Below are 26249 nucleotides of genomic sequence, written 5' to 3'. Positions count from 1 at the left end.
AGAAAAAGGTTCCGGGAAGCTATGTAAAATTACAATACTCACCCGCAATTGATGGCCATATAGAAATAGCTCCCGTAAGAGTTATCCTGCGAAGACTGCCAATTCCCTGATTCCAACTGATCAATCAATTAATAATCGCCCAGTTCTGTTGCCGGTAACTGTGCGAGTGCTTTGGCGAGTTGTTCGTCGCTTGGAGCGATACCATGCCATTCGTGGTGACCTTCCATGAAGTCAACACCTTTACCCATTACGGTTTTCATCAGGATCACGATAGGCTGTCCCTTGCCGGTCAGGCTAACAGCTTTCTCGAGGGTAGCAACTACTTCATCCATATCGTTACCGTTCATGTGCAGCACTTTCCAGCCGAAGGAAGCGAATTTAGGCTCCAGGTCACCCAGGCCTGCTACATCTTCCACTGTACCGTCGATCTGCTGACCATTCCAGTCAACCGTTACGATGAGATTGTCTACTTTATGATGAGGAGCAAACATGATAGCTTCCCAGTTCTGACCTTCTTCCAGTTCACCATCACCATGGAGGGAGAATACGAAGCGGTCATCATTGTTTAACTTTTTTGTCAGTGCAGCACCAATGGCTACGCTCATACCCTGTCCGAGGGAACCGGAAGCAACCCTTACACCTGGCAGGTGTTCGTGGGTGGTAGGGTGACCCTGAAGGCGGGAATTGAGTTTACGGAAGGTAGCCAGTTCTTCTTTTGGAAAATAGCCTGCGTGGGCTAAAGTGCTGTAGAATACTGGTGAAATGTGCCCGTTTGAAAGGAAGAACAGGTCCTGATCTCCACCATCCATGTCAAAAGGCTGCGGCTTATGCTGCATTACTTTGAAATAAAGGGCAGTAAAGAAATCTGCACATCCTAAAGAACCGCCTGGATGACCGCTTTGGCAGCCATGCACCATACGAACTATATCCCGTCTGATTTGTGTTGCTATGTCTTTCAACTGAGGCATGATAATTGCAAATTTTGAATTGCTAAATTAATAGAAAAATTAGATAGATTCCTGGCATATTTAGTCTCTAAGCTAATAGTTTTTAATGATTCCGGAAACCAAATCTATTTAATTTCCTATTTTTTTGATACACATTTGATTGAAATTAATATCTTTGTAATAATCAAGCCCCTCCCAACATGGAGAATGTTTTAATTGCGACCGTCCTGAGTTTTGTTATAACCTATTTTGCAATCCCTGTATTGATACGGGTTGCAGAGTTGAAGCATCTTTATGACGAACCAGACGAACGGAAATCTCACAAAGCTCGTATACCAACTTTAGGGGGTATCGGTTTTTTTTCAGGATTTGTGATGGCATCTGCGGTATGTGTACCCGCTTTTGCTGATTCCCCTTTCCAGTATATGGTGGCTGCATTCATCGTAATCTTCATGGTTGGGATGAAGGATGACATAGTGGGACTTTCTCCGCTTAAAAAACTGATTGGCCAGTTAATGGCCTCTTTTGCCGTAATATACCTGGGCAATTTACAGATCAGTAGCATGTATGGGATCATGGGCATTGATGCTCTTCCTCCGCATTTCAGCCTCTTACTGACTTACTTTACATTCCTGGTTATTATTAATGCCTTTAACCTGATTGACGGTGTAGACGGTCTGGCTGGTAGCATTGGTATGCTGGTATCCGGTGTGTTGGGCACCTATTTCCTGTATACGGGCGAACTGCTGTATGCGGTGATGGGCTTTGCCATGGCTGGTGGCCTGGCAGCTTTCCTTATTTATAATATTTCTCCTGCACGTATATTCATGGGGGACACTGGTTCCCTGATGGTTGGGCTGGTAAACGCCATCCTGGCTGTGAAATTCATCGAAGTTGCCGGTAACCCCGCCGGTAAACTGCCAGTCACCTCTGTACCTATCGTGGCAATCGCTATCCTGATCATGCCGCTGTTTGATACATTACGTGTGTTTGCCATCCGTATGATGCACGGGAGATCACCTTTCTCTGCAGACCGTAACCACATTCACCACTATCTGCTGGAACTGGGTCTGAACCACAAACAGACTGCCGTGGTAATGGTGATGATCAATGCAGGCTATATCGCTCTGGCTTTTGCCTTGCAGGACATCGGCTCCGGTTACCTGTTGAGTGTGATCCTGGTATCAGCTTTATTGCTTACCGGCATACTGTACCAGATGAAAAAGAGAAAGGAAGCTATGTTGCGTGCGCTTACAGTATCCGCTATTAAGGATGCAGCCAGTGAGGCGCAAACAACTGTTAATCATCCCAAAATCCTGCGTGTAAATACAAAAGGTATCCTGCAGGACAAATAATTTAAGGCCCGGTTAGCCTTAACCGGTGCCCCTCCCTTTGCAACGACTTTCCAATTTCAGATAAATCCTGTAGGTTTGCAGGCACTTAATTATTTTTTGCTATGCAAGATGATCTAACGTTAATTATAGACGATGCCACCGGAACAATGCAAAAGGCCATCGCACACCTGGAGGTGGAACTTACCAAGATCAGGGCCGGTAAAGCTAACCCACAGATACTGGATGGAATTACGGTAGAATACTATGGTGCGCCTACTCCCCTCGCGCAGGTAGCTAACATTGCAGTGGCGGATGCCCGTACCCTGACTATCCAGCCATGGGAAAGGAATATGCTGCAGCCGATCGAAAGGGCGATTATCGCGTCCAATATTGGCATTAACCCACAGAACGACGGTCAGATTATCCGTATGTTCCTGCCACCGCTGACAGAAGAAAGAAGGAAGGAATTTGTGAAACGCGCTCTCGGTGAAGGTGAGCAGGCGAAAATTGCTATCAGAAATATCCGCAGGGATGCGATCGAGGCTATCAAAAAACTACAGAAAGAAGGTTTGAGCGAGGATACTGCAAAAGACGCAGAAGCTGATATCCAGAGCCTGACTAACAAATATATTGAGGTGGTAGATAAACACACTGCCCAGAAAGAAAAAGAGATCATGGTGATCTAATCTAACAGGAAGAAAGAACTTAAAGCAAAACGCTGGTCCCTCAGGATCAGCGTTTTGCTTTATTTACAATATACACGCCGGCCAATATAACGCCCAGGCATAATACCTGCAGGAAGGAAATCCGCTCCCCTGCCAGCAAACCCCAGCCAATAGCAACCACCGGCAAGGCATAAGTGACCATAGATGCGAATAAAGCCCCGGCCTTATTGATCAGAATATAGAATAATACGGAGGCTATACCACTACCTAATATGCCCAGCGTAACACTGGCCGCCATTGAGCGCCATGGAACCGAAGGGCCTGACAGTAAAGAAAAGAAGTCAGTGTATATAAGGATCGGCAACGCAAAAATAGCACAGAAGAACAGCGCTATAGAGCCCAGCTGCAAGGAACTATATCCTTTCAGGTAATGATGTACCAGGGCAATGTTGATCCCATAACAGGCAGTGGCTAACACGATCCACAAGCCATAGTACCAATAGCCGGTATCTACACCTTTCACTACAAAGAGCAGCACGACGCCCAGTAAGCCGATAAAAATACCCAGCAGCTGCTGCCTGACAATAGGTGCGCGGAAGATGAAAAAGCCTGCCAGCAGTGACATCAGCGGCACAAGACCGTTTAAGATACCTGCCAGGGCGCTGTCAATATGGGTTTCTGCAATACAGAACAGGTAAGCCGGTATAAGATTACCAAGGATGCCGGACAAGATGATGACAGGGATTTTATTCAGCGGCGTCTTACGAATGAATTTGAAGAAAAACGGTAATAAGGCTATACCAGCACTAAACAGGCGCAAGCTGGCTACCTGGTAGGGTGAAAGAGCTTCCAGACCGATTTTCATCAGTATGAAGGAACTACCCCAGGTCAATGATAATAACAGGAAAATACTCCAGTTAAGGGCACGGTTGTTCACACAAGGTTGTTTTAAGCCAGCAAAGGTCCGTATATTTTGCTATATGAATGAGGAGAAATTATCCGGGATACAACACTTCGGAGCATATTTTGTTACAGTAACATAACTTAACCCTTGACAGATGAATAAGATCAATCTCTCAGAGATCAGTACAAAAGCCCCCGACGGAATGGAGAAAAAGGCTGTCAAAGCTGTAACCCAGGAAATAGTGGAAGAACTGGATGAATTGCAAAACCTGTTATTTGCAGAGCATAAACATGCTGTACTGGTAGTATTGCAGGGAATGGATGCCAGCGGTAAAGATGGACTTATCAGGAAAGTACTGGGTAATATGAATCCTTTGGGGGTCAATGTGCGCGGATTCAAAGCTCCGACGGAAGAAGAAAAAGACCATGACTTCCTCTGGCGTATACACAAGTTTACACCGGCTAAGGGAATGATACATGTATTCAACCGTTCGCACTATGAAGATATCCTGATACAACGTGTACATAAATGGATAGATGATGAAACTGCAGAGAAGAGAATGAGGGCCATCAATGATTTTGAACGGCTGCTGGTTGAACACAATAACACTGCTATCCTGAAATTCTATCTGCATATTTCAGAAAAAGAACAGAAGGAACGTTTGAAAGAAAGACTGGAAGATCCACGTAAAATGTGGAAGTATAATAGGAATGATTCAACGGAAGCCAAGCTGTGGACGGATTACATGAAAATGTATGAAGAAGCGATTGAAAACTGTAATGATGTTAAATGGATAGTCGTGCCGGCAGATCAGAACTGGTATAAAGAATACGTTGTAGCGCAAACGTTAAGGGACACACTTCGGTCTTTCAGGATGGAATATCCGAAGCTTGAGAAGTAAAATGTTAACAGTTATATAGTTATAAAGTATAATAATTATCTTAGCGCGCAGATTGTCTTCACCCTTAAAAAGTTTATTATGTCATTCTTCAAGGAATTTAAAGAATTTGCCACCAAAGGGAATGTTATTGATCTGGCTGTCGGTGTTATCATAGGTGCTGCTTTTGGAAAAATAGTTTCTTCATTGGTTGATAATATATTCATGCCAGTACTGGGCATCCTTACGGGCAAGGTAGACTTCAAGGAAAAATTCTTTCAGCTGGATCACAGCAAGGGTACAGTAGATACACTCGAAGCCGCGAAGGCAGCCGGGATACCTGTGGTGTCATATGGTGTCTTCATACAAAACTGTATTGATTTTGTCATCATGGCGTTTTGCATCTTCCTGCTGGTGAAATTTATCAACCGTCTCACAAGGAAGAAAGAAGAAGCGCCTACCCCGGCTGCCCCTGAATTATCAACAGAGGAAAAACTGCTTATGGAAATCCGTGATGCATTGAAGAATAAGTAATCCTGCATACAACGCCGGCCCTGAGTTTTGGAGCGTACCATTATCGCTGCAATGACCATGCTTTGGGCCGGCTGCCTTTATATCCCGCCTGGGAAAAGTTCCCCGTTAGTTTTATATTTTTGCGGCACGTTCCTGTTAGCGTGACCTGTTTGTAGCGCCACATAGCGACAATATTTTATCTACAGCAATTAATTAAATGTTTATACTGATGAAAAGATCCGTTCTGACTATTATTTGTTTTTTGGTATGTTCTTCACTGCTCTATGCACAAAACGACTGGATGAAGACATCCCGGGAAGAAGCCAGCGGAAAGATTAAAAAGGATGCCAACGACACCGTACCTGCCCTCTGGAAAAAAGGAGGAATCTTTAATGTGAATATCAACCAGGGAAGCCTGACGAACTGGGCTGCGGGTGGTGATAAGTTCTCCTTCTCAGTAGCATCTAATCTGAACGCATATGCCTTTTATAAAAAGGGAAAGAATAACTGGGATAACGTACTGGATCTCGCCTATGGTTATGTAAATACAACCAGTCTTGGTGGCCGTAAAAGCGATGACCGTATCGGCGTCACTACAAAGTATGGTTACGAAGTAGGTAAGAACCTGTTCCTCAGTGCTTTGCTGGACCTCCGTACTCAGTTTACTGACGGTTATTTATATCCTTCTTCGGATACAGCAAAGCCAACCCTGGTATCCCGTTTCTTTTCGCCTGCTTATATCCTGGTATCGCCGGGTCTTGATTATAAACCCAATGACCAGCTTTCTGTGTTCTTTTCTCCCGTTACCGCGCGTTATGTGGTGGTAGTGGATGATTATCTGGCCGCGCAGGGGGCCTTTGGGGTGGATACTGGCAAACACGTAAAAAATGAGTTAGGCGCCTACCTGACCGTTAACTGGGTAAAGACCCTCGCCAAGAATATTGTGTATAAGACGAGGATGGACCTCTTTTCCGATTACAAGCACAATCCGCAGAACATTGACCTGTTCTGGACCAATAGCCTGAACCTGCAGGTGAACAAACATATTTCTGCCAATGTATCCGTAGATATGATCTATGACGATGATGTGAAGGTGTTTAAAAATGAGAAAACGGGGGTAATGGGACCACGATTGCAGGTCAAGCAGGTGATAGGGGTCGGTTTTACGGCCAAGTTCTGACGAGCGGGGAATTTTCGTTATTTTTGATGGCTTTCACTTTCAACGGATAACAGATCAGTTGCCGGCAGATGAGTGAAAGCCATACATAACTTTATGAGTGACAACTCCTACAAGATAAAACTGCCCCAGTTCGAGGGGCCATTTGACCTGTTGCTTTTCTTTATAGAGAGGGACGAGCTGGACATTTATAATATTCCCATTACGACCATCACCCAGGATTTCCTGGACTATATACATCATCTGGAATCCCTGAACATCGAGCTGGCTAGTGAATTTATCCTTTTCGTGTCAACCCTGATGCGTATCAAGGCTAAAATGCTGCTGCCCCGTAAAGAACTGGATGAGCAGGGATTAGAAATAGATCCCCGTCAGGAGTTGATTGATAAGATCCTGGAATACAAGCGTTTCAAACAGGCTGCGGCAGAACTGGCAGAGAAGGAAGCAGAGCGCATGTTGCAGATCAAACGTGGTAATATCCAGAAAGAACTGGCTGCTATCGGGGAAATTACCAGCGAAGGCACAGAGGTACAGACCCTGACGCTCTTTAAGCTGACCAAGACCTTCGAAAAGGTGATGCAGCGCGTAAAACAGCGGGAAAACAAGCCACAGCACGTAGTATATAAGTATGACTACACTATGGAAGGTTCCCGTGAATATATGATCGACCTGGCCAGCAGGGAAAAGACCATGGCTTTCGAAAAGATCTTCGATCTGTGCCGGGATAGAGTACATGCTATCTTCCTGTTCCTGGGTATGCTGGAACTCGTGCAAATGAAATATCTGGGAATTATGGTGGGAGAAGGCAGAAATAACTTTATAATTGACTACATTGAACCTGAAGACCGGGAAGTAGAAGTACCCGGTACATTTGAATGAGCGATAAGCGTGCACATATAGAAGTAGTACCACTCCCCCGGTATGCACAGACAGATCCCAAATTTGTGGTGTCCGGCCTGTGTGAATTGGGCGATGGGTTCTTCGCCAGCAATGGCGTTCCCCACCGGCATGACTTCTATACCATCTATTGGATTAAAAAAGGGCAGCTTATCAATACCATTGACACAGTAACCCATGCTGTGAAAAAGAACACGCTTTTCTTCCTGGCTCCGGGACAGGTGCATAAAATGGAGTTCAGTGAGAAAATAGAAGGATATATGATCGCATTCCAGGATGCTTTCATGTGTCTGAAAGACCAGGCTGCCACCCTGATGGGCATTAATTCTTCTCTTTTCTTCAATAATCAGTTCAGTAGTGTCATTACACTCACCACCGAGCAGGAAAAGGATTTTGAGATGGTGGTGCATATGATGATGAAGGAGGTAAATGAGCAGGCTGCGGATTATGAGACGGCATTTCACGGTTTATTACGGTATTTCCTCGTGCTGGCGTCCCGTATTAAGGGCAGCAGTATGCTGGCGGCACCCGAGCAACATGCCAGTCATAACAGCTCCTTATTCCTCCAGTTTAAGAACCTGATCGAAGAAAAATATACAACCCTGAAGAATGTGTCGGACTATGCCGGCATTCTTCATATAAAACCGGTTTTGCTGAACGAGATCAGCAAGCAGCTGTCAGGTATCACCGCAGGAGAGCATATCCGCAACCGCGTTATCCTGGAAGCACAGCGCTATCTTTATAATACAGACCTTTCCGCCAAGGAAATAGCTTATAAGCTGGGATTTGACGACCCCCATTATTTCAGTCGCTTTTTCAAGAAATATACCAATCAGACTCCATCAGAATTTAAGGATGCCTCACGCGCAAGTGTTTAATAATGTGTGAAAAAAGCGCGTAGTAGAAAAAAGTACACCTATTAAGTCATTCTATCCATTCCTAACAGTTGTTGCAACGTGTAATTTTGTATTGTCTTAATGAAACGGAGATAACAGCAAGGACGGAAGAGGGAAAGCCAATAGAATGGCATAGTAATAGGGGAAGATGTGAATTGCTAATCAATCTTTTAGAAAGACACTCTGAAACAAGGCATACTTAAAAAAACACTAAACTTAAAAAAACACTTAAAGTTATGGCAATCTGGAAAATCGACCCAATGCACAGTGAAGTAGAATTTAAGATCAGACACTTAATGATCTCTAACGTGACCGGTTACTTCGGCACCTACGATGCAACTGTGGAAAGCAACAACGATGATTTCACCGACGCTAAGATCACTTTCGAAGCAGATGTTAACAGCATCTCCACCAAAAACGAACAGCGCGATGAGCACTTAAAGGCAGAAGATTTCTTTCATGCAGCACAGTATCCTAAAATCACTTTCGTTTCTAACGGTGTAACTAAGAAAGGCAGCGATGAGTATAAAGTAACTGGCGACCTGACCATCCGTGGTGTTACCAAACCAGTGGAACTGGAGGTAGAATACAATGGTATCCAGAAAGATCCATATGGTCAGACCAAAGCAGGCTTTGAGATTAAAGGTAAGATCAACAGAAAGGATTTTGGACTTACATACAACGCTGTAACTGAAACCGGTGGTATCATGCTGAGCGACGAGGTGAAACTGCAGGCAGGAGTACAGCTTGTAAAACAAGGTTAAGCACAACAATCAATATATACTGGCATTCGGTTATTGCAGCGGTATAATGTCTAATAGCGTGGAATAAAGAAGTTCAGACATGGAAACAGTGTAAGCAATGACGTGGAGAAAGAAGTTTTTTTGAGGATGATTGCCAGAAATAGTGTAGGCCGGGTGAAACATTTCACCCGGTCTTTTGTTTTGAGGATGTATGTAGAGAAAAGTCTACGAAGGAATACCCCTTCCTAAACAAAAAAAGAAATAGTAATTTCAGCTCCATAACCACCTTCAATTCACTTTATTCATTAAACTAATCAAACGTTTTAATCATGAAAAGATCTGCATCCGCCAACTGGAAAGGTACCGGTAAAGATGGAAAAGGTACAGTAAGTTCACAGTCTGGTGTATTAAGCAATACAGCATATTCTTATAAAAGCCGCTTTGAGGATGGTACAGGTACTAATCCTGAGGAGCTGATAGCAGCTGCGCATTCAGGATGTTTTACCATGAAGCTGAGCTTCCTGTTGTCAGGAGCAGGTTTCACACCTGAGAACCTGGACACTAAAGCTACTATTACACTGGATAATGGTGCTATTACAAGCAGCCATCTGGAGTTGAAAGCAACTGTTCCCGGTCTGGATAAAGCTAAGTTTGCTGAGCTGGCAGAAGAAGCAAGAACTAACTGCCCTATCTCTAAACTGCTGAATACAGAGATTACACTGGATGCCGAACTGGTATAAGGCTAACGCATTATAAAGGTCCCGTTCTCTTCATTGGGAACGGGATTTTTTATTGTATAAATAGTCCACTCTTTTCATCAAGCAATCCATTTACCGGCCTGTATGTAATGAGGATATTTGTATTGTAAAAGGAGAAAAGATTTATGGAAAAAATCATTCACAGAGCAGATTCACGGAGCTTTGCCAATCATGGTTGGTTACAGAGCTATCATACATTCAGTTTTGCAGGTTATTACAATCCGGAGCGCATACATTTCGGTGCATTACGTGTACTGAACGACGATACAATTAAAGGTGGGATGGGTTTTGGAACACATCCGCACGACAATATGGAAATAGTGAGTATACCACTCAGTGGTGCGCTTGAGCATCGTGATAACACGGGCAGACATGAGATCATTCATAGTAATGAAGTGCAGATCATGAGTGCTGGTACCGGTATATCGCATTCTGAATTCAATGCCTCTAAAACAGATCCTGCCAGCTTCCTGCAAATATGGGTATTCCCAAAGCTACGTAATGTAAAGCCACGTTATCAGCAACAGGCATTTGAGCTTGCTGACAGGTTGAATAAACTGCAGGTAGTTGTATCGCCTGAGGCTAACGGTGATGCATTACTCATTAATCAGGATGCATGGTTTTCCTTAGGTCATTTTGAGGAAGGACAAAGTGTGGACATTGCACCAAAAATGGCACAGCATGGCAGCTATCTGATGGTACTGGAAGGTGAGGTGGAAGTGGCAGGAGAAATACTGAAACGCCGTGATGCTATTGGTTTGAGCAACTATGATACTGCAACAGTGAAAGCACTCAAAGCGGCAGACTTTTTGTTGATCGATGTACCAATGAGTTGATTAAATATTACCCAAAAAATATTTCGCTATGAGTACTGCAACAACGAACATCGGACTTGAAAAGAAAACATCAAAGGAACTTGCTCAAAAACTGAATACACTGCTGGCTACTTACCAGTTGTTTTATATGAATGTGCGTGGGTTTCACTGGAATATACGCGGCGATAAATTCTTCACGTTGCATGCGAAATTTGAAGAGTTATATACAGATGCCCTGACTAAGATAGACGAGATTGCAGAAAGGATATTAACACTTGGTTTTACACCTACACATGCATTCTCTGATTACATTGAACAATCTACTATAGTAGAGATCAGGAATGAAAGTAAGGATGTCGTGTGTGTGCAGCATGTACTCTCTGGTCTGCAGTCGCTGATTGAGATTGAAAGAGAAGTGGCTGCTGTCAGCAGTGAAGTGGGAGACGATGGTACCAATGATTTGATCACGACTTATATCAGGGAACAGGAGAAGCTGGTATGGATGTATAATGCTTATCTGAAATAATAAACAGGAATAAAGAAGGGCTGTTATATTGGAAGATTATACTTCTTATATAACAGCTTTTTTATTAAAGTAATAAATAAACGCAAGCTGCAATTCCTGGTGCTTAATTCCTAATTCCTAATTGGAAAAAGCTTTGTAACTTAGAAATGTGTTACGGACAAATATTGTATTGCTTAATTATTTAACGTTAAAATCAATACACATGGAAGTATCCGCACAAACTTCAGATCTCGAACAGATCAGTAGCTGGAAGGACGAAGTGAACAGTACCAGGGAGTCCATCCGGTCTATGCGCAGCCACTTAGAGCAATTATCTATCAGTAAAACTGATGACGAGTCCCTGGCTCAGATTGAGCACTTCCAGAATCAATTCATCTGTCAGGAAGAAAAAGCAGATGAATTGCGTCATGATCTGAAACAATCTGCCAAAAAGATATCAAACAACGGGCAACCTCCCATATTGCATGACGATCGTCCCGTAGATGATTTTGATGTTCTGCAGGACCGTATGCATACATTCAGGAAACTGTACAATGAGTTACGGGATGAGTTTAAAGCTTTCAGCGCTTTTTCGTAAAGCATAGAGCTTATATCTCGATCACCACTTCTGCACTAATCGCATAACCGGTGCAGGTGAGGACGAAGCCCTGCTCAATTTCTTTGTCCGTCAGCACTTCATTCAGGGCCATCCACACTTTACCAGTCGTACAGCGGGCAGTACAGGAACCGCAAACACCGCCTTTGCAGCTATATGGAATGGCAATGCCTTGAGCAAGCGCCTCCCCAAGTATATTGTGATTGCCGGGAATGGAGAGTTTATGCACTCCCCCTCGCAGATGTAATTCCACGTTCTTCATGGAACTATCTTCCGGCGTGCCTATTCTTGCCAATTGAGGAGCCGTATTTACCACGAAATTCTCCTTATGCAACTGCTCTTCACCAAAGCCCATGTAAGTGAGCGTTAAGAGTATCATACGCATGTATTCCGGCGGACCGCATACAAAGAACCGGGCATCTGCTGCCTGGTAGCGGAGCTGTTGCTGTACCAGCGGCTCCAGCGAAAGATTACTGAGCCGGCGTACAATCTGGTCGGGATCATTACTGAACAGATGGATAATATGCAGCTGCCGGGGAAACTGTTGAACGAGTTCCTGTAAGTGCCGGTGGAAGATGGTGCGCTCTGTGGATGTATTGCTGTAAATAAGCTTAATATGGGCCGTTGGCTCATTATGAAGTATCTCCTTCAAAAGAGAAAAAAGAGGCGTAATACCGCTTCCTGCGCCCAGCAGAAAGATGTCCCGTGGTGAAGTCGTATGTCCCGACAGCGTAAAGCGGCCGGAAGGCAGTAATGCAGTGACCTGGTCACCGGCTTTCCAGTGATGCAGGATGTGACGGGATATTTCCCCATTCTGTTTTTCCCGGATGGTGACAGATGGATACGGATCAATACCGGGAGTAGAACTGAATGAATAAGAACGTCTGTATTCTGTACCGTGCAGGTAGATCAGAAAGGTAATGAATTGCCCTGCCTGGTATGCAAGAGGTTGTCCGTCGATAGTTTCCAGCCTGTAGGTAAATGCATCCTGTGTTTCTGCTATGACCTCCCTGATGCGGAGGTGTATATACAATTCATCCATGCTATAAAAATAAGGAAGCCACCTGTATGAACAATGTCACAAAGGTGGCTTCAAATGTATTTTTATTGTTTTACCTGTATGATCAGGCAGTAACGGTGATCTTCTCTTTCAGCATGGCACGCGCTGCACTGGCAATACCAGCGGCATCATAGCCACATTCGCGATGGAGGTCTTCCGGTTTACCATGCTCCACAATACGGTCAGGAATACCCAGCATACGCACATCAGCCTTATAACCATGAATAGCCATAAATTCCAGGATGGCGCTACCGAATCCGCCTGTTACAGCAGCATCTTCTACAGTGATCACTTTGTCAAATTCGCTGAATATTTCATGCAATAGAGCCTCGTCCAGTGGTTTTACGAAGCGCATATCATAGTGAGCAGGCTGTAAACCATCCGCCAGCAGTTCTTTGCAGGCTTCTGTTACGAAGTTACCGGGGTGCCCCAGGGAAAGTATTGCGATATCCTTACCGCTACGCAGTTTGCGGCCGGTACCGATCTTTATTTCCTTGAATGGCTGTTTCCAGTCAGGCATTACACCCTGTCCTCTTGGATAACGGATCACAAAAGGCATCTGCTGGGTAGGCAGCTGGGAAGTATACATGAGGTTACGTAATTCCTCTTCATTCATCGGTGAGCTGATGATGACATTAGGTACGCAACGCATATAAGCGATGTCATAAGCGCCATGGTGAGTAGGGCCATCCTCTCCCACCAGGCCGGCACGGTCCAGGCAGAATACTACTGGCAGCTTCTGGATAGCTACGTCGTGTAAGGCCTGGTCATATGCTCTTTGCATGAAGGAAGAGTAGATATTACAGAATACGCGCATACCCTGTGTAGCCAGACCGGCAGAAAGGGTTACGGCATGCTGTTCACAGATACCTACGTCAAAAGCACGGTCGGGCATTTTTTCCATCATGAACTTCAGGGAAGAGCCGGAAGGCATGGCGGGTGTAATACCCATCACGGTCTTGTTCTGCTCTGCCAGTTCTATGATGGTATGACCGAATACATCCTGGTATTTTGGTGGCTGTGGCTTGTCCGGCTGTTTCTTGAAGATTTCGCCGGTAATTTTATCAAACAGGCCCGGAGCGTGCCAGGTAGTCTGATCTTTCTCCGCCACGGCATATCCTTTACCTTTTGTGGTTACGATATGCAACAGCTTAGGACCAGGAATGTCTTTCAGGTCCTGGAGGGTATCCACCAGCTTCACGATATTGTGCCCGTCAATAGGACCGAAATAACGCAGCTTGAGGGATTCGAACAGGTTGCTGGAGCTGGATACAACGCCTTTCAGACCAGCTTCCAGTTTGGAGGCCATGTCGCGGGTAAAGCGTTTACCTACGGGCAATTTGCCCAGCAGGTTCCATACGTCGTCACGTAGTTTGTTATAAGTAGGGGAAGTGGTAATGTCGGTCAGGTATTCTTTTAATGCGCCAACGTTCGGGTCAATGGACATACAGTTGTCATTGAGTATGATCAGCACATTGGCATTGGCCACACCTGCATGGTTGAGGGCCTCGAATGCCATACCTGCTGTCATGGCGCCATCACCTATTACGGCAATGTGCTGGCGGTCCGTCTCTCCTTTGTATTTGGAGGCAATGGCCATACCCAGCGCGGCGGAAATGGAGGTAGAGGAGTGCCCTACACCAAAGGTGTCGTACTCGCTTTCATCCCTTTTCGGGAAGCCGCTGATACCATGATATTTACGGTTAGTATGGAAAACGTCTCTCCGGCCTGTCAGGATCTTATGGCCATAGGCCTGGTGTCCCACATCCCAAACAAGTTGGTCATATGGGGTATTAAATACGTAATGCAGTGCCACACTCAGCTCCACAACACCCAGACTGGCCGCAAAGTGGCCACCGTGTACACTAACAACATCAATAATGAACTGGCGGAGTTCTTCACTCACCTCGTGCAGCTGCTCCTTACTGAGATTCCGCAAATCGGCAGGGGTTTCGATCTTGCCCAGCAATGGGCCCGGCGTAATATTCATACTTCTTGATGCAGGATTTAATAAACAAAAGTACAAATTAAAGCGCTAATCTACATTTATTCCATACATCAGCACATTTGGACTTCTGCCATGCCGGAAACCCACTCATAACATTTGCAGCAAGGTGGGCTAAGCACATCGGTATTTTTGAAATGTAGCAGTAGTTTACTAATTTTCAGATAGATGTTTAAACGAATATCAAGATATTGGTGGTGTCAGATTCTGGGCTGGACGACATATGCAGTAGTCAATCTTTTCTTTGCCTATTCATTTGCGGGCTCATTTGGCTCTTTCTATCTGATAAACCTGCTGATGATCATGTTTTTTGGGATACTCGCTACGCATTTGTTACGGGTTGTCATCAAACGGTTAAATTGGTTTCAGTATAGTTTTGAGGGCCAGATGTTACTTTTTTTCGCCCTCACCGTAAGTGCAGGACTCATTATTTACGTAGGTATTACCACAACAGGGAACATGTTCAGGTATTCGTGGCAGCAACGGGGCCTGACAGACCAGAAAACACTGACCTTCCTTTTACCCATATTCACGCTCACAGCTATCTGGTGGCTGGTTTATTTTGTGTGGCACTATATTGAGCGCAGCCGTAACAGCCAGGTGGATAAACTGAAACTGGAGAGTACAGTCAAGGAGCTGGAACTGAAAACGATCAAATCACAGTTAAATCCTCATTTCATCTTTAACGCCCTGAACAGCATCCGGGCGCTGGTGGATGAGAATCCACAACGGGCCAGAACGGCGATCACGGAGCTGTCCAATATTCTGAGAAGCTCTATGCAGGTGGAAAAGGCAGAAACGGTGAACCTGGAAAACGAGTTGGATATAGTAAAAGATTACCTTGCACTGGAGAATATCCGGTTTGAAGAGCGACTGAAGGTGAAATATGAAATAGACCCGGAAACACTGGAACTGCCCATACCTCCCATGATGTTGCAAACATTGGTGGAAAATGCCATTAAACATGGCATTTCCCGCACAGTAAGTGGAGGAACGGTAGTGATCGGCTCTCACGTAAGGGACATGCATCATGAAATCACAATAGAAAATACGGGGCAGATAGGAGGAGAAGAAACAACGGGACATGGTTTTGGCCTGCAAAGCACCAGGCAACGGTTGAGTTTGTTGTATGGGAATAAAGCGTCATTTAATATTTATAATAAAAATGAGGAAACGGTTGAAGCAAAAGTGCTGATGCCGTTGTTTTAGTAGTATTATTCGCGCCAAGTTTAAAAGTAGTTGCTCATGAAAAAAGCTTTGATAATCGATGACGAACGCCTGGCCAGAAGCGAGCTGAAAAAATTGCTGGCTGACCACCCTGAAATAGTGGTAGTCGGAGAGGCAGTAAATGCAAAGGACGGACTGGAAAAAATTGAAACACTGCATCCTGATCTGCTTTTCCTGGATATACAAATGCCAGATAAAACAGGTTTTGATTTGCTGGCAGAATTGGAAAAAGCGCCACAGGTGATCTTCACTACTGCTTATGATGAGCATGCACTGAAAGCATTTGAGTATAATGCGCTGGATTATCTGCTGAAACCCATTGAGCCCAAAAGGCTGGCAGATGCGATTCATAAGTTGCATCAGCTGGAAGAAAAAGAACGACAGGCGGAGGCAGGTGCTATCCGGACCATCCTGTCAGAAAACGACCAGGTATTTGTTAAGGATGGCGACCGCTGTTGGTTTGTAAAACTGCAGGAGATCCGGCTTTTTGAAAGTGTGGGTAACTATGCCCGTGTGTATTTTGAGGGTAATAAGCCGCTGATCCTGAAATCTTTAAATGCGCTGGAAGAACGTCTCGATGAGCGTACCTTTTTCCGGGCCAACAGAAAACATATTGTGAACCTGCGCATGATCGAGAAGATCGATACCTATTTCAACGGAGGTTTGTTGCTGGAAATGCGTGGGGGAGAAAAGATAGAAGTGAGCCGCAGGCAAGCGGTGAAGTTTAAGGAGATGATGAGTCTTTGACAACAGCACCGGCTTCCTGTGAGGGCTGTTATAGCACTTAAAGATCGTCTTGCGGCTACAAAGAGGTAGCCGGATCATCAAAATAAAAAGGAGAAACGCTGATTATCGTAGTGAATACGGTAATCAGCGTTTCTCCTTTAAAAAGGTATTATTTTAACACTGGTGCAGCTGCGTGTACTGCATCAGCCATTTCCTTGATCAGAGAGGTTTCTTTCTCGATAGCGTTTCCTACAACGATGATATCAGCGCCGGCTTTGCAATTGAGGTAAGCCTTTTCTGCATCCCGGATACCGCCGCCTACGATGATAGGGGCCGATACCTGGCTGGCTACGCGTGCTATCATGCTTTCACTGATAGGCTTACGGGCGCCGCTGCCGGCATCCATGAACACTACCTTCATGCCAAGCATTTCTCCTGCAATAGCAGTACACATGGCAATGTCGTCTTTGTCGGCAGGAACAGGTGTCGTATTGCTGATATAAGAAACGGTAGTGGGAGCGCCACCATCAATTAAGATATAACCGGTAGAAATAACTTCCAGCCCGCTTTTTTTGACAGCGGGGGCTGATAACACATGTTGTCCTATCAGTAATTCGGGGTTACGGCCAGATATTACGGACAGATAGAGCAATGCGTCAGCATAGCGTGAAACCTGCGATGGGCTGCCAGGAAACAATACAACAGGAATATCACAAAGACTTTTGAACTGTTGTACGCATTCATCGAGATGATCGGTGATCACAAGACTGCCTCCCAGAAAAATGTAATCTACCTTCGCTGCCATACATTTCGCCGCAAGGTCTGCTATGCCAGCAGGAGTTACCTTGTCCGGATCAATCAGAACAGCAAAAGATTTTATCCCCTTCGCCTTTCTATCGATAAAAGAGTTGTATATTTTATTGTGCATTAAAATAGCATTGTTCCGGTTGTCGCAAATGTATAAATTTTTCGGTAATAAGCCACATTGTTAGTTAAATATGCATATTATCCATTTTCTATCCGTGAAAATCCCCGCCAAGCAAGGGCTCTGCTCGTTTATCGTACAATCTTCAGGCCATTTCCTTCTTGTAAACCAATGAAAACCAAAAAGGTTAAAAGGACGTCATATCAAATAAAAATATACTTTTTTAACTCACCCTGCAAGTACTTAAATGAGCGCAGAAGCGGTTCTGCCGGTCCCGCCATGTTATTTACAAGGTGAATATAACATCATATATCACTAAAACAGGCCCATCTGTAGTGAATTTCAGGGGTTGTTAACGAATTTAGTAAAAAAGTGGGAATGTGCTAAATGCAATATAGCAGAGGGTTTCAGCTATTATCCGGTCCCTGCCTTTGTTAATGATTTGTTATTGTGGCCTTAAAATTTCAAAGAAAAATAACATGAGCTTACATTTGTATTCAAATAGGGTTTTCATAGGATAGTAACAAATTGAGGGCGCCTTTCCAGGTGCCCTTACTATTTCTACCCATTTCGGACTATCGGCCTATTTGTTGAAAATTTTAATCTCCCCCTTTACTGATCGGTTTTAGCAATTCATAATAGTTTTTCATACTGTTCACGTGTTTACGACTTTTCGTGGTTGTTTGCTCACTTGTGCTTCCTGCAATGTTTCCGGAAGACAGGTTATGTTTATTTTAATATATCCGTAAAAGAACTGGTTTTGGATTTTTAACAAACATTTTAATTTTTTACCAGCTATTTAAAAAGAGATAGGCCAATTTGAAGAATTTCAAATATTTAGGGGATCGTCTATGTTGCAATAAATATTTATTATATTTGTTATTGTATTAATTTTATTATGGTTACTGTCCTATGAAAAACCAAATATTCCTACAGGCGTGAATCATCATGCAATGTAAAATGACTCTCGAAAGCAATGGTTTATCCATTGCTTTTGTTTTTTCTGCCATATGAGCCGGCTTTCCGGTACAATTAGTTTGGGATTTATAATTTTGATTTTGTATTTTTAGTCTTACAAATTTTTTACACTATGAAAAAGCTGTTGTTCCTGCTGTTGGTAAGTTTAGCCTCAGCCGCATCAGCAAGCGCAAATAGCGAAAAGTGGAAGGACGAGGACAAAACTAAAGCTACAAAAGAGAAAGAGAAGGATAAAGAGGGGGAGAAAACCGGGAATAAGAATGCTACTTGCGACGAGAAATCCGATAAATCAGTAACAGCTGCCAAAGCCACCGCTGCCAGACCTGGCAGGGTTGAAGAGTACGTATGGATGTTGCCCAAAGATCAGGATGGTGATAAAATGTACGAAGAGGAGTTGAAGAAAGGAATTGTAGACCTCTACAAATGGTACCTTCAGAACGAGTCCCGCATCAACAATAATGACATTCTAAAGATGACCGGCAATGAGCTGGCCTTCCCCTTTAAAGTTGATGCCAAGACCCTCCAGCAGTATTTTCAGTTCGTAAAAAATAATTTTCCCGGCTTAAGTGAGGATGACCTGTCTGATGACGCCTCCACTGTTAAAAAACAACCAGTTGCCAATCGGAAAAAATATGCACCTGTCAGCAGAAGAGACGATATGGAGAGTCAGATGACACTCCCTGTTAATAAATAAAAAGTTTGCCTTGCCATAATGCATTTTTTGGAGTTTAGTTACAATAAGGAGGAGGTATTGAATGCATTACGCTATCATTTCATGCAGCGGGGAGAAATAAAAGTATTCCGAAACACACTCTTCATCCTGCTGGCCTTTACAATGGCCGGATATGCTTTCAAAGTAGTTACAATCGGTGCCCTCTTAGGTATTGCCGCCATGGTACTGCTCATCATTGCAGTGTTCTGGTTCCTGCTGCCCGTATCTATCTATAATAAAGCCGCCACTTTCAAAGACGATATTCACCTGAAATATTCCGAAGAAGGAATCACCATTTCCACCCGCACAAGCGAACATCAACGTCTGCTCTCCTGGAGCACATTTACCAAAGTAGTGGAAGCTAAAAACTTCTTCTTCCTTTACCGGGGTAAAAAGAACTTCTTCCTCGTTCCTACCAGCGCATTTAAATCAGAAGACGCACAGAAAGAATTCAGCCGCCTGGCGAATGATAATATCAATTAAAAAGCCCCGGCCAGAGGCCAGGGCAGTTTGCCATCATCTCGGATAGCGGGAATTTATGAAGGATAGTTGTGCTTTTAAAACTTGTCCCACCAGCTCTTCGTTGCTTTCGTATCTCCACCAATATCACTGGCCGCTTTTTTATAGGCTGCCGCATTCTGTGTCTGCTCTCCTAAAGGATAGGTGAGACGGGAAGGCACAAAAGATACATTCTGGTCCAATGAGCCGGAATAAGGCGGTATGAACAATGAATCACCATTAGGCTTTTTGAAATCAAGACGCAGGCGCTCATACCATGCCTGGAAGCCCTGAGGATATAATGCCAGCCATTTCTGCGTACCAATCACATTTTTCCAGTCACCGGCAGTGTAGGGCACAGCCGCAATATATTCATCAACACCAGTGGTTACATTCCAGTAGGCCATAGAAGCCCTGATACCGGTTTCATACCAGGTAGCAGCAGGTTGGCCCACAGACCAGCCTCTCGCCGCCGCTTCAGCCAGTATAAAGGCCACTTCGGGGTATGTCATCAGGATACCGGGCATGGTAGCAGAATATATCAATGTACCCGGATAGGAATAATTTTCAGGAGCTAGTCTGCTGGGATCATTTGCACTGATACCGTATGTCAGCCCTGTGATCAGCCCTGTTCCCTTAGCTGGTCTTGCATATATTGAAAGACGAGGGTCATTGGTGCTCTTCATATAATCCACCAGCGTGGTGCTGACAAAGAAATCCAGCACCTCCCTCTCAGAATCATTCAAAGGAAACTTATTAGGTGCAACGCTGAGATAAGCGAATTGTGCGTTGTCAGCATTGCTGGTCATTGCTGCCTGGTAATTAGCTTCGATAATAGATTTTGCCTTATCAGGCGCCACATCTGCAATACGGATCGCTAAGCGGAGCAGTAAGGAATGTGCCAATGTCCGCCATTTGGTAACATCACCATTGTAGATCACATCACCGGAGGTAAACGTAGGTTGTGCCGGATCTAATGCAGTGATCTGCTGCTGTAATGTGTCAATGAGTGACGTATAGATTGACTCCTGACTATCGTATGCAGGCGTAATATTCTCGCCCTCTTTTAAGGCCTGTGAATAAGGAACATTCACATAAGTATCTGTCAGGATCTGATACAACCAGGCCTTTAAAATCGTAGCAATAGCATTCTGATTTTTTGCAGCGGGATTATCCCCACTTGCATTGTTAAGTGCAACGATCTTGTCCAGGTTATGCAGCGACACATACATAAAGTTCCAGAAAGCCGTATTGTTGTTTTCATCAATTGCATACTGACTATCTCCTACTCTTGAGTTGCCAGACCAGTATTGCGCATAATGCATACCGATATAACCATTCTGCAGGGTACTGTAGAGGTAGTCCATGGCATTTTTTTCTGCGCCGGTCAGCAGATAGGCAGGTGATGTTGAAGTAGGCTTGGTAGGATCGTGATTGATATCATCCAGTTTTTTACACCCTGCCACCATCACGAAGATGAATAATACCGGCCATGCGTATATTAAGAATCTTTTCAGCATTGAATTCAGTTTTAGAATGAAACATTCAGGTTAACACCATAAGAACGCAGTGAAGGCAATGCACCACCTTCAATACCCTGGATATTAGATGATGAATTCAGAATATTGGAAGGATCCACATTCGGTGCATTGGATTTGATCAGCCAGAGGTTTCTTGCATACAAAGAAAGACGGGCGCTTTGTGCATGCACTTTTTTGAACCATGACTCAGGCAGATTATATCCCAGCTTCACCTCACGCAGGTAGATGTAGCTAGCATCGTACAGATTAGCCTTGCTCAGCGTTTTGCCTTCATTGTTCTGGAAATAGGTAGCCGCATCCAGTACTACTTCATTAGGCCTGCCTTCTTCTGTTACGCCCTCAGCAATGATACCTTTTTCCCTTACCCCGTTTGCTGCAGTGATATCCAACAAACCGGAACCTTTACCGTACATATTGGTGTAAGAGAAGAAATCACCGCCATGCTGGAAGTCGACAAGTGCCGACAGGTAAACGCCTTTATATGTAAAGGAGTTGGTCACACCACCTACATAATCAGGATACGCATTACCGATAGGAACCGGATTGTCAGTGATCTTGTACAGACCATCGGATCCTACAATCTTCCGGCCCTGCGCATCGTATACATAATCAGTTCCCAGTATTGTTCCCATTGGTTTACCAACATAAGCAGCTACAGATACCCTGGTTGTTCTGCGGTCTGTACCAATCAGCAATACAGGCAGTGAGCTATTATACTGAGGAATGTCCAGGTTCAGCAGCTTATTGCGGTTACGTGCGATGTTCGCATTGATATCCCAGCGGAAACCATTTTTCAGGCGGATAGGATTCAGGTTCAGTCCTATTTCCAGACCACGGTTCTGCACGCTACCACCGTTAACAATCGTATTGGTAAAACCGGAAGCAGAAGAGATAGGTAGCGGAATGATCTGGTCTTTAGTGATCCTGTCATAGTAGGTAACATCGAGGCCGATATGATCATCCCAGAACTTCAGGGAAATACCTGTTTCATATTCTCTCGTACGCTCTGGTTTCAGTGTTTTATTATACTTGGTAGAAGTCAGCTGTGTAACAGGGTAGTTACCGAATGGCGGAATGAACTGATAAGTATCGTAGATCTGATAAGGATCAGTATCACTACCCACCTGCGATACGCTGGCACGCAGTTTACCGAAGGTCAGCCATTTCCACTCTTTTAACAGATCTGAGAAGACGAAGGATCCAGATGCAGATGGATAGAAGTATGGGTTGTTTTCACTCAACAGTGCAGAGCTCCAGTCAGCACGACCTGTCAGTTCAAGGAACAGGAAGTTCCTGTAACCCAGGGATGCTGTAGCAAAAGCTGAATTGATCTGCTTTTCGTAAAACTCATCTATTGGCAGGGCAGTCTGCAGGGAGTTATTCAGGTTATATACACCCGGAATGATCAGACCACCGACTGTGCTACCACCGGTGGTGGTCCATTTACGATGCATGATGTTGCCACCAATTAATGCATTCAGCTTAAAATCCTTACCGAGGTCTTTATTAATGTTTGCAGTTAACTGGTAGTTCATTTCCCTGGATGTACGTACGCGCTTGATATAACCTCCTATCAGGTAATCCTTCGCTGTTCTTTCTTCTTCCAGTGTATTATAATCGTCCATAAACACCCTGCCGCTGATGGTCAGCCATTTGCTTAGATCCCAGTCAAGACCTGCATTACCGAATATACGGTTGCGGCTGTCTGTTTCATAATCCATGTAACGGTTCCAGTAGGGCCCATTACTTGAAGCAACAGCAGGGTCATTCCAGGATTTGCGGTTCCAGGTGATCTGCGATCCATCTTCATATTGGTAGCGTTTCTCCTGGTCTATATCCAGTTGACGCTGACCGTACATGGTGAACTGCAGCGTTGGGTTAGGACCAGTGAAACCTGTACCCGGACGGGCTTTCGCCTTCATGGCAGTATAATTCAGAGATGCCACGCCACGGAGACCTTTTGTTAGTTCATAACCGCCATTAAAGGAAAGGTTATTACGATTTAACGAAGCGTTCGGTAGTACGAATATCTGATTCATATTGCCATACGAAAGACGGAAATAACCTTTGTCGTTATTACCGGCCATGGCTATATTGTTGGTGAGCGTGTACCCCGATCTGTAGAAATCCTTCACATTGTTTGGATGAGCCACCCATGGAGCTGTCTGACCAAAATAAGGATTACCCTTGTTCTTATCCCATGACCAGTAATGACGCACCAACTGGCCATCCAGTTTAGGACCCCATGAAGCATCGTCATAGTACTTTACTAACAGATCATAGCGACCCTTACCATCATTGTTATCATATGTAGCATGCGCCTCATCAATGAATGCCTCCGGATTCTGATTGTAATAGAGCGTGTCAAATTTTCCACCGGTACCACCACCATACTCATTCTGGTATTTAGGCAGTACATATACCTGGTCTACCTGCGCATTGATGCTATAAGTAACACCTATACCGCTGGATACTTCCGGACGTTTCTTAGTAGTGATCAGCATTACACCATTTGCACCGCGACTACCGTACAGTGCAGTAGCAGCAGCACCTTTCAGCACAGATATATTGTCGATATCTTCCGGGTTAATATCCTGCAAAGAACTACCAAAGTCATAACCACCACCGCCATTCAACTGACCACCCTGGTTGGTATTATTGTTTATAAACGGTGTACCATCTACTACTATGAAGGCGTTGTTATCGCCAAGGATAGACTTTACACCACGGATAGTGATCTTCGTAGAACCACCCATGGAACCCGTGTTGGTATTGATCTGTAAGCCGGGCACTTTACCTGTGAGGGCGTTGGCGAAGTTCACTTCTTTTGCTTCCTGCACAGCATTGCCACCCACTTCTTCTACAGCATAGCCAACAGCGCGTGTATTTTTCTGAATACCCAACGCCGTTACTACTACTTCTTTGAGTGCTTTCTGGTTGGCAGATGCAGAAGTCAGTTGTACATTGAGCGGTTCTCTCGAATCAAGCGGGATCGACTGTTCAGCGTAGCTGACAGACGCGATCTTGATAGTATCTCCAAGAGATGCTTTTAACGTAAACGTACCGTCGGCAGTTGTAGCAACAGCTTCCTTCGTGGAAAGATTTATCACCTGTGCACCTGGAATAGGTGTACCACCGGTTTCTTTTACCACACCTTTCAGATTGAACTGACCTGCTTCCTTTTTCAGCTGATTTGAATCAGCAGGAAGGATCAGTGCTGTATCTTTTTTCGGCCTGGTAGTCGTATCGGCGGCTGTTTTAGCAGCAGAGTCTTTCTTCGGTCTTGATGTGTCAGACGAAGGAGTGACGACTACAGGTGATGCAGTTGCAGGTTTAGTAGTGTCTTTTTTTCCCGACGAGGAAGGTGTTATAACTACCGGACTGGTAGTGGGTTTTACAGTGGTATCTTTCTGCTGAAAGTTAACATTATCTGTAATAAGCGGCTGATATCTGGTTATCTCAGCGCTGGTTCCGTAAAAGGAGTGGTTAACGCGTGTGCTTGCTTTTATGGGTTTCACACTACAGAAAAAGGCAAAGCACAGCCACAACCAGTTGAGTACATGGCTTCTCATCTTATATGGTAAGATTTGGTTACAAATTTTTTTGAAGCAGGTGGCTGCTTCTATCTCTATACTATGTGATAAACTTCTCTGCTACTTACAATACAACCTAAACGCACGTTACAATGAGCCCCGGGGCTGATATTTATTAAAATTGTGTATTCACGCACTGTTCATACAGTCATTAGTTGGCGGTCCATACGCTTATTCATTAAGTGTACGGACATTCCTGCGTAGTTGTACTCTGGTTGCTTATTTGATCTGAAGTGAGGATGCGACAGTAACTGTGATATTTTGTCATTCCCCATATTAGTATAATGCACCCTGGCAATGGTTTCCGCCTCAACAGCAATCCCTTCTATTGCGTTGTATATCAAACACCTTGCCAACGGCATACTCTATAAACAGGGCTAACATTGAGTATTGCTAATTGAAGTAATCTGCAATGATCTTATCTACTGATTTAATTACGAGCAGTTCATCGTTAATAGCAAGCGCATTGGGGTGCGTATCTGTACAAACAACTTTTTTTATAATGCCGCTTTTTTTGATCTTCTCAAAACCATTACCTGCAAAAATACCATGTGTAGTAATAACAGCTATTTCACACGCACCTGCCTGCAGGTATGCTTCTGCAGCGTGTAACAGCGAGCCTCCTGTGCGGATCATATCATCATAAATGATCACCAGTTTATCCTGTACATCTGCACTGATTGCTGTAATATGTGTTTCTTCTCCTGAGAGGCGTTTTTTGAAAACGAAAGCTGCAGATACATGCAGGTCATTCGCCAGCGATTCCACCCATTTTGCGCGACCTGCATCTGTACTGGCCAGCACAAATGGACGGCCCCCTGCTATTTCCATAGCCGCTTCCTTTACCAGGTCCTTGCCGTATAAATGCACCGGACGAATAGCACTCTCAAAGTAGTAGGTAATGCCGTCCACATGCAGGTCCATCATCAGCACTTTATTACCCGAACTGGTAGGAGGCAAAGCGGAGAACAACAAAGCCCGGGTTTTGGCTTTTACGATCTCTCCTTTTTTAACAGCTCGTTCCATTGTGGAATAGCCAAAAAACGGGATCACAATATTAATTGAGCATGCTCCCTCCTGGATGCAACCATGAGCAATGTCAAAAAGTTCTAATGTTTCCTTGTCGTCGATGGTACCACCCACCAGGATGACTTCCTTGTTTGCAACATTACTTGTTATCCGGTGATAATGCTCCCCATCCGGAAAATCCTGGATGTCCAGCAAGCCCTCTTCCCATTCAGGAACAAGGGATAATAACCTGTCTTTCAGATACTGATAACGCTGCGTTGCAAATAAGATCCTGTGAGGCATACTCTTCGAAATAAGGAATAAAGATA

The 26249-nt window shown here is 44.4% G+C and carries 24 protein-coding genes; 16 read left to right on the top strand and 8 right to left on the bottom strand.

All coding sequences use genetic code 11. From position 1 onward, the window contains the following. Nucleotides 1–128: 128 nt before the first annotated feature. A complete protein-coding gene (locus BLR32_RS04210) occupies nucleotides 129–968 on the bottom strand; it encodes a transketolase (protein ID WP_089828976.1) in 840 nt (279 codons plus the stop codon). A gap of 179 nt (nucleotides 969–1147) precedes the next feature. On the opposite strand from BLR32_RS04210, the gene BLR32_RS04205 reads away from it, so the two are divergent. Continuing rightward, the gene (locus BLR32_RS04205) at nucleotides 1148–2302 is read left to right on the top strand and encodes a glycosyltransferase family 4 protein (protein ID WP_089828975.1); all 1155 of its coding nucleotides are present in this window, start codon (nucleotides 1148–1150) and stop codon (nucleotides 2300–2302) included. Between the two features lie 101 nt (nucleotides 2303–2403). Beyond that, nucleotides 2404–2967 (top strand): ribosome recycling factor, encoded by a 564-nt coding sequence (gene frr, locus BLR32_RS04200; RefSeq protein ID WP_089828974.1) that lies wholly within the window; start codon nucleotides 2404–2406, stop codon nucleotides 2965–2967. A 46-nt stretch (nucleotides 2968–3013) separates the two neighbouring features. On the opposite strand, the gene BLR32_RS04195 is transcribed toward frr, so the two are convergent. Then, nucleotides 3014–3883, bottom strand: coding sequence for a DMT family transporter (locus BLR32_RS04195; protein WP_089828973.1), 870 nt, complete (start codon nucleotides 3881–3883; stop codon nucleotides 3014–3016). Between the two features lie 121 nt (nucleotides 3884–4004). Here BLR32_RS04195 and BLR32_RS04190 point away from each other — a divergent pair, with 121 nt between their 5' ends. From BLR32_RS04190 to BLR32_RS04145, 10 genes are all read left to right on the top strand, one after another. After that, complete coding sequence (locus BLR32_RS04190) at nucleotides 4005–4751, top strand: PPK2 family polyphosphate kinase (protein ID WP_089828972.1); 747 nt, start codon at nucleotides 4005–4007, stop codon at nucleotides 4749–4751. A 78-nt stretch (nucleotides 4752–4829) separates the two neighbouring features. After that, nucleotides 4830–5261 (top strand): large conductance mechanosensitive channel protein MscL, encoded by a 432-nt coding sequence (mscL, locus tag BLR32_RS04185; protein ID WP_089828971.1) that lies wholly within the window; start codon nucleotides 4830–4832, stop codon nucleotides 5259–5261. A gap of 208 nt (nucleotides 5262–5469) precedes the next feature. After that, nucleotides 5470–6420 (top strand): DUF3078 domain-containing protein, encoded by a 951-nt coding sequence (locus tag BLR32_RS04180; RefSeq protein WP_089829927.1) that lies wholly within the window; start codon nucleotides 5470–5472, stop codon nucleotides 6418–6420. A 93-nt stretch (nucleotides 6421–6513) separates the two neighbouring features. Next, complete coding sequence (locus BLR32_RS04175) at nucleotides 6514–7296, top strand: segregation and condensation protein A (RefSeq protein ID WP_089828970.1); 783 nt, start codon at nucleotides 6514–6516, stop codon at nucleotides 7294–7296. Beyond that, nucleotides 7293–8192: a helix-turn-helix domain-containing protein gene (locus tag BLR32_RS04170; protein ID WP_089828969.1), complete on the top strand. Its 900-nt coding sequence runs from the start codon at nucleotides 7293–7295 to the stop codon at nucleotides 8190–8192. The genes BLR32_RS04175 and BLR32_RS04170 overlap by 4 nt, the downstream gene beginning before the upstream one ends. A 254-nt stretch (nucleotides 8193–8446) precedes the next feature. Then, on the top strand, nucleotides 8447–8974 hold the full coding sequence (locus tag BLR32_RS04165; protein WP_089828968.1) for a YceI family protein: 528 nt from the start codon (nucleotides 8447–8449) through the stop codon (nucleotides 8972–8974). 308 nt (nucleotides 8975–9282) lie between these two features. Further along, a complete protein-coding gene (locus BLR32_RS04160) occupies nucleotides 9283–9693 on the top strand; it encodes an OsmC family protein (protein ID WP_089828967.1) in 411 nt (136 codons plus the stop codon). Nucleotides 9694–9836: 143 nt separating this feature from the next. Next, nucleotides 9837–10547: a pirin family protein gene (locus BLR32_RS04155; protein WP_089828966.1), complete on the top strand. Its 711-nt coding sequence runs from the start codon at nucleotides 9837–9839 to the stop codon at nucleotides 10545–10547. A gap of 28 nt (nucleotides 10548–10575) precedes the next feature. Beyond that, nucleotides 10576–11052 carry a Dps family protein gene (locus BLR32_RS04150; protein ID WP_089828965.1) on the top strand — a complete coding sequence of 159 codons (477 nt, stop codon included), beginning with the start codon at nucleotides 10576–10578 and terminating at the stop codon, nucleotides 11050–11052. Between the two features lie 202 nt (nucleotides 11053–11254). Next, nucleotides 11255–11629, top strand: a complete 375-nt coding sequence (locus tag BLR32_RS04145; RefSeq protein WP_089828964.1) for a hypothetical protein — start codon at nucleotides 11255–11257, stop codon at nucleotides 11627–11629. Nucleotides 11630–11639: 10 nt separating this feature from the next. Here BLR32_RS04145 and BLR32_RS04140 read toward each other — a convergent pair whose 3' ends face one another. Continuing rightward, nucleotides 11640–12689 (bottom strand): flavin reductase family protein, encoded by a 1050-nt coding sequence (locus BLR32_RS04140; RefSeq protein WP_089828963.1) that lies wholly within the window; start codon nucleotides 12687–12689, stop codon nucleotides 11640–11642. An 82-nt stretch (nucleotides 12690–12771) separates the two neighbouring features. After that, nucleotides 12772–14697, bottom strand: coding sequence for a 1-deoxy-D-xylulose-5-phosphate synthase (gene dxs / locus BLR32_RS04135; RefSeq protein ID WP_089828962.1), 1926 nt, complete (start codon nucleotides 14695–14697; stop codon nucleotides 12772–12774). A gap of 183 nt (nucleotides 14698–14880) precedes the next feature. Here dxs and BLR32_RS04130 point away from each other — a divergent pair, with 183 nt between their 5' ends. Together BLR32_RS04130 and BLR32_RS04125 are read left to right on the top strand one after the other, a co-directional pair. Then, nucleotides 14881–15921, top strand: coding sequence for a sensor histidine kinase (locus BLR32_RS04130; RefSeq protein WP_089828961.1), 1041 nt, complete (start codon nucleotides 14881–14883; stop codon nucleotides 15919–15921). 36 nt (nucleotides 15922–15957) lie between these two features. Continuing rightward, nucleotides 15958–16686 (top strand): LytR/AlgR family response regulator transcription factor, encoded by a 729-nt coding sequence (locus BLR32_RS04125; protein ID WP_089828960.1) that lies wholly within the window; start codon nucleotides 15958–15960, stop codon nucleotides 16684–16686. Between the two features lie 148 nt (nucleotides 16687–16834). Here BLR32_RS04125 and BLR32_RS04120 read toward each other — a convergent pair whose 3' ends face one another. Then, complete coding sequence (locus BLR32_RS04120; protein WP_089828959.1) at nucleotides 16835–17593, bottom strand: phosphoglycerol geranylgeranyltransferase; 759 nt, start codon at nucleotides 17591–17593, stop codon at nucleotides 16835–16837. Nucleotides 17594–18680: 1087 nt separating this feature from the next. Between BLR32_RS04120 and BLR32_RS04115 the strand changes: the two genes are divergently transcribed. Both BLR32_RS04115 and BLR32_RS04110 read left to right on the top strand, forming a co-directional pair. Continuing rightward, complete coding sequence (locus BLR32_RS04115; protein WP_089828958.1) at nucleotides 18681–19262, top strand: hypothetical protein; 582 nt, start codon at nucleotides 18681–18683, stop codon at nucleotides 19260–19262. A gap of 18 nt (nucleotides 19263–19280) precedes the next feature. After that, the gene (locus BLR32_RS04110; RefSeq protein WP_089828957.1) at nucleotides 19281–19763 is read left to right on the top strand and encodes a YcxB family protein; all 483 of its coding nucleotides are present in this window, start codon (nucleotides 19281–19283) and stop codon (nucleotides 19761–19763) included. A 74-nt stretch (nucleotides 19764–19837) separates the two neighbouring features. Here the strand turns inward: BLR32_RS04110 and BLR32_RS04105 are convergent, their stop codons facing one another. From BLR32_RS04105 to prs, 3 genes are all read right to left on the bottom strand, one after another. Continuing rightward, nucleotides 19838–21298, bottom strand: a complete 1461-nt coding sequence (locus BLR32_RS04105; RefSeq protein ID WP_089828956.1) for a SusD/RagB family nutrient-binding outer membrane lipoprotein — start codon at nucleotides 21296–21298, stop codon at nucleotides 19838–19840. Nucleotides 21299–21309: 11 nt separating this feature from the next. After that, on the bottom strand, nucleotides 21310–24891 hold the full coding sequence (locus BLR32_RS04100; protein ID WP_089828955.1) for a SusC/RagA family TonB-linked outer membrane protein: 3582 nt from the start codon (nucleotides 24889–24891) through the stop codon (nucleotides 21310–21312). Nucleotides 24892–25305: 414 nt separating this feature from the next. Next, nucleotides 25306–26223 carry a ribose-phosphate diphosphokinase gene (gene prs, locus BLR32_RS04090; protein ID WP_089828953.1) on the bottom strand — a complete coding sequence of 306 codons (918 nt, stop codon included), beginning with the start codon at nucleotides 26221–26223 and terminating at the stop codon, nucleotides 25306–25308. Between the last annotated feature and the right edge of the window lie 26 nt (nucleotides 26224–26249).

The organism is Chitinophaga filiformis (assembly GCF_900102545.1).
Taxonomy (GTDB): domain Bacteria; phylum Bacteroidota; class Bacteroidia; order Chitinophagales; family Chitinophagaceae; genus Chitinophaga; species Chitinophaga filiformis.
Note: the sequence above shows the minus strand (reverse complement) of the source record. Positions and strands in the feature narration are given on the sequence as shown.